Origin of the sequence: Tissierella creatinophila DSM 6911 (assembly GCF_001940565.1) — a bacterium.
Classification (GTDB): Bacteria; Bacillota; Clostridia; order Tissierellales; family Tissierellaceae; genus Tissierella_A; species Tissierella_A creatinophila.
Genome location: NZ_LTDM01000042.1, coordinates 1 through 3,747 on the forward strand (window position 1 = coordinate 1; position 3,747 = coordinate 3,747).

The following is a 3,747-nucleotide window of genomic DNA, read 5'->3' on the forward strand; positions in this document are numbered from 1 at the left end:
CAATTTCCGTTTTGAGTTATAAACAACTTGATACTGTATATATACCCAAAATCGGGGGAATCCCAGCCATTTCAATAGATTGAAATGCAGTAAAATAGCTCGCTACAGAGTTCTGCAACGAGCTATATTATAGAATGGTAGGGGGGTATTTATGATGTTTGCTCAGGTATTAAACGGAAAGGCTCACTATATTTTTAAAAGTGTGGATGTTCCAAATTTACCACCGGACAGTGAGGGAAACCCATTGGTGTTTGTAGATATAACATATAAGCCTAACGTACAAGAAGGATGGGAGTATAATGAAAAAACTAATGAGTTTACAGAGCCTATATATGTAGAACCAGAAGAAAATACAGAACAACTAACTATACACGAAGAAATATTATTCGAAACAAAATATCAAACACTATTACTAGAAATAGGAGGGATGTAAAATGACACCTTATACATTGTCAAAGAAATTTATAAATGCTAAAACTTTACAAAAAGAAGAAATAACTAAAAGAGTAAATACTTTTTATATATTTGCACAATTAAATCAAGAAGAATATGAGGAATTAATGCAACTTATTGAAATTAAATATGAAGTTTAAATTATTGATTATACAATAACACCTGGAAGGGTGTATTTTTTATACCCTTTTGCTTTACCCATATATTTTGAGTAAAACTAAGAATAAGTGAGCTTGCTATATAGCTCCCCTAGTAAATAATGATCATATTGCAAGACTTAATTGTATTATGAGCTTTGAACTTAATATAATTATGAGTTAAAATATGATTATATTAAGGAGGAGATATAATATGCCAAACTATAAAACATTAGTAAAAGAAGTGGAAATCAATATAGGAAATGATGAAATAGCTAAGTGTGAGAAGATAATAATTAACGCAACAAATCAAGAAGAGATAAGATTTTCATGGTGGACTAAGAATGGGGTACAGTTCCAAAGGACCCCGTTAGATCTTCCAAAGGAACAATGGTTAGAGTTGTTTGATGAAGCAGTTAAAAATGACGTTTTTTCAAAGGGTTTTATTAAGGATTTAATTACAGTATTAAGTAAGGGATTGTAGTTTTTAACAAGCAAAGAACTTACTCATGACAGTAGGTTCTTTTTTAATACAAATTTGGAGGTGGGACATGGATGTATGTAATGAAAAACATAAAAGAATAGATGAAAAATTTGATACACATGAAAAAAGAATAAATAATCATTCGAAAAGGATTGATGCATTAGAGCAATTTAAATCTGGAACAGAAAAAGAAATAAAAAACCTTATAGAACAAATTAAAAGTTTAGTATCGGTGATGAAATGGTTTATAGGATTGTTGGTAGGAGCTTTTGTTAGCTTCTTTTTTTATGCAATTCAACAAGGTTTATTTAAGTAGAAAGGATGATAATAATGTCAAAAGTTTATTTGGATTTCGGTCATGGAGGTAATGATCCAGGAGCAGTAGGAAATAATCTCAAAGAAAAAGATTTAACATTAAGTATAGGGCTAGAAGTTGGGAGAATATTAAAAAGGCATGGAGTAGAGATAGTGTATTCTAGAACTACAGATGCGACTATGTCTTTAAAACAAAGATCTGATAAGGCAAATGCTAATAATGTAGATGTATTTGTATCTATTCATATCAATAGCTTTACAAATAGAAATGCTAACGGTGTTGAAACCTTTAGTCACACAGGTAGTAAAAGAGGTTTACCTTTGGCTAAAGCTATACAAGATAGTTTAGTATCAGCGAAGATATTTAAAACTAATAGAGGTACTAAGACAGCTAACTTCCATGTATTAAGAGAAACAAAAGCACCAGCTGCACTTACAGAGCTTGGATTCATATCTAATACTGAAGATGCACAGGTATTAAAAACTAAACAGAAAGAAATAGCTATAGCTATAGCCAAAGGGATATTAAGTTTTTTAAAGATAAAATATAAAGCAGAAGCAAATAAGCCATCTACACCTGAAATACCCAACACTGGGGATTTATACAAGGTTCAAGTAGGAGCTTATTCTATTAAAGCTAATGCAGATAAAAAGCTAGCTGAATTAAAAGCTAAAGGCTTTGAAGGGTACATTAAAAAAGAATAGTAGGAGGTAATGTGAATGTTAAACTTTATTAAATTAAATATAAGTTCAATCCTGGTAGTTCTATTATTCATAGTAGGGCTACTATTTTTATATAAAAGAAATAAAAAAGACTTTGTAAGGCAAGTAGTATTATCTTTAGTAGTACAAGCAGAAAAGGCTTTAGGAAGTGGAACTGGAGAATTAAAATATGCTATGGTTATTGAAGAATTATATATTACATTGCCAACTATAGTAAGACTACTGATAACTAAAAAAGAACTAGATACGCTTATAGAGAATAGTGTGGATTATTTAAAAGAATATTTAAATTCAGGTAGGGATTTGTTAGGATATGAAGATGAATAGATTAATTTAGACCAGGAGATTATCCTGGTCTTTTTGTTTAATAAAAATATTTTAAAATAAAAGAAGGATTCCCCCTTTTTATGTCGAAATATATATATAAAGGTAAGTTTGCATTGTAATTACCTTTATATATAATAGGGGGAAGATTAATGGTAGACTATAGAAGGAACATAAAATTTCAATATTTTCAAGTAACGATACAAAAAGAAAATGAAAAACACTTATTTTCTTTTGATGATTGGGCAGTATACTTAGATAAAGAAAATTTAATTTGTAAAAGTATAGAACTGAAGGGGCTAAAAGCCCGAGTAGAAAAATATCATAATGATGAAAGTAATAACCTTTGGGTTATAAGATTTATGAAATTGAGAGATACCAATATACCTTCTGCAGTAAGAGAAAGTGAGGAGGCTGTCCCAGTAACATTAGATGATAATGAATATTTAGGAGAAGATGTTAATATGTTGTATGATGAAAGTAATGGAATAGCAATGATTCAAAGCAATAGGTTTTCATTGTCTTATACTAGGATTCAAGAACTAGTTAATAATATAAATCCATTTGAAGGGTTCGATATTTTTATAAATCCTATCATAGAAAAAACAAAGTCAAAGCTTGATAATAAAAAATCTAAAAAGATTACATTAGGGTTTGCTAATATAGAGAGACCCATATCTAAAACTAAAAGTGCATTAAGTGATATTATCAATTCTTACTTTAATATTCAAGCTTTATCTGGTCAAGTAATATTTAGTGTGGGCCGTAAGAAAAATATAGTAAAGAAAAATGTTTTAGGAAAATTAGTAGAGTTAAAAGAAAATAGAAATTTAGATACAAAATCAGTGTCAGAACTAATAGATGATATATATGACAATCAAGCAATTATAACAAATGCAAAAATAGAGATAAGAGATGATGATGGTCCAAGTTTAGAAATAATAGATTTATTCGACAATGTATACCATGATTATGTCACTTTTATACTAGAAGCAAGACAAACACTTGGTTTTGAATATGTATCAAACGAAATGATGTACATATACTTAGGGAGGAAATCAACGATAGAGAGATCATTAGGTAATGTATCGGAGGGAGGACTATCTTGAAAGTGATAAAATACTATATAGAAAGAAGTTATCCTTATCTAATTTCATTATTATTAATATATTTAATAAAACAATTAGTGATAGTATAGAAATCGGACATCCTAAACATAATAGATTCTATATCTGATATAATAAAACTATCAGAAAAGGAGCGAATTTATTATGAAAAAGAGAAAGAAACAATATAGTGAAGAATTCAAGC

Annotated in this window: 7 protein-coding genes; all 7 read left to right on the forward strand. The window is 29.1% G+C overall.

Annotated elements, in window-relative coordinates; all coding sequences use genetic code 11:
* The first annotated feature begins 151 nt into the window (after positions 1-151).
* The gene (locus TICRE_RS09110; protein ID WP_075727322.1) at positions 152-433 is read left to right on the forward strand and encodes a hypothetical protein; all 282 of its coding nucleotides are present in this window, start codon (positions 152-154) and stop codon (positions 431-433) included.
* A gap of 1 nt (position 434) precedes the next feature.
* On the forward strand, positions 435-593 hold the full coding sequence (locus TICRE_RS13495) for a hypothetical protein (RefSeq protein ID WP_198927540.1): 159 nt from the start codon (positions 435-437) through the stop codon (positions 591-593).
* Positions 594-804: 211 nt separating this feature from the next.
* On the forward strand, positions 805-1,074 hold the full coding sequence (locus TICRE_RS09115) for a hypothetical protein (RefSeq protein ID WP_075727324.1): 270 nt from the start codon (positions 805-807) through the stop codon (positions 1,072-1,074).
* Positions 1,075-1,141: 67 nt separating this feature from the next.
* Positions 1,142-1,390: a hemolysin XhlA family protein gene (locus TICRE_RS09120; RefSeq protein WP_198927541.1), complete on the forward strand. Its 249-nt coding sequence runs from the start codon at positions 1,142-1,144 to the stop codon at positions 1,388-1,390.
* 14 nt (positions 1,391-1,404) lie between these two features.
* Complete coding sequence (locus TICRE_RS09125) at positions 1,405-2,094, forward strand: N-acetylmuramoyl-L-alanine amidase (RefSeq protein ID WP_075727329.1); 690 nt, start codon at positions 1,405-1,407, stop codon at positions 2,092-2,094.
* A 15-nt stretch (positions 2,095-2,109) separates the two neighbouring features.
* Positions 2,110-2,439, forward strand: a complete 330-nt coding sequence (locus TICRE_RS09130; RefSeq protein WP_075727331.1) for a hypothetical protein — start codon at positions 2,110-2,112, stop codon at positions 2,437-2,439.
* 149 nt (positions 2,440-2,588) lie between these two features.
* Positions 2,589-3,545 (forward strand): DUF6731 family protein, encoded by a 957-nt coding sequence (locus TICRE_RS09135; protein ID WP_075727333.1) that lies wholly within the window; start codon positions 2,589-2,591, stop codon positions 3,543-3,545.
* The last annotated feature ends 202 nt before the right edge of the window (positions 3,546-3,747 follow it).

Bases quoted from the DNA above. Each gene is read 5' to 3' on its own strand.
- TICRE_RS13495 (WP_198927540.1), top strand. From the start codon at position 435: ATGACACCTTATACATTGTCAAAGAAATTTATAAATGCTAAAACTTTA.
- TICRE_RS09115 (WP_075727324.1), top strand. From the start codon at position 805: ATGCCAAACTATAAAACATTAGTAAAAGAAGTGGAAATCAATATAGGA.
- TICRE_RS09125 (WP_075727329.1), top strand. From the start codon at position 1,405: ATGTCAAAAGTTTATTTGGATTTCGGTCATGGAGGTAATGATCCAGGA.
- TICRE_RS09135 (WP_075727333.1), top strand. From the start codon at position 2,589: ATGGTAGACTATAGAAGGAACATAAAATTTCAATATTTTCAAGTAACG.
- TICRE_RS09130 (WP_075727331.1), top strand. From the start codon at position 2,110: ATGTTAAACTTTATTAAATTAAATATAAGTTCAATCCTGGTAGTTCTA.
- TICRE_RS09110 (WP_075727322.1), top strand. From the start codon at position 152: ATGATGTTTGCTCAGGTATTAAACGGAAAGGCTCACTATATTTTTAAA.
- TICRE_RS09120 (WP_198927541.1), top strand. From the start codon at position 1,142: ATGGATGTATGTAATGAAAAACATAAAAGAATAGATGAAAAATTTGAT.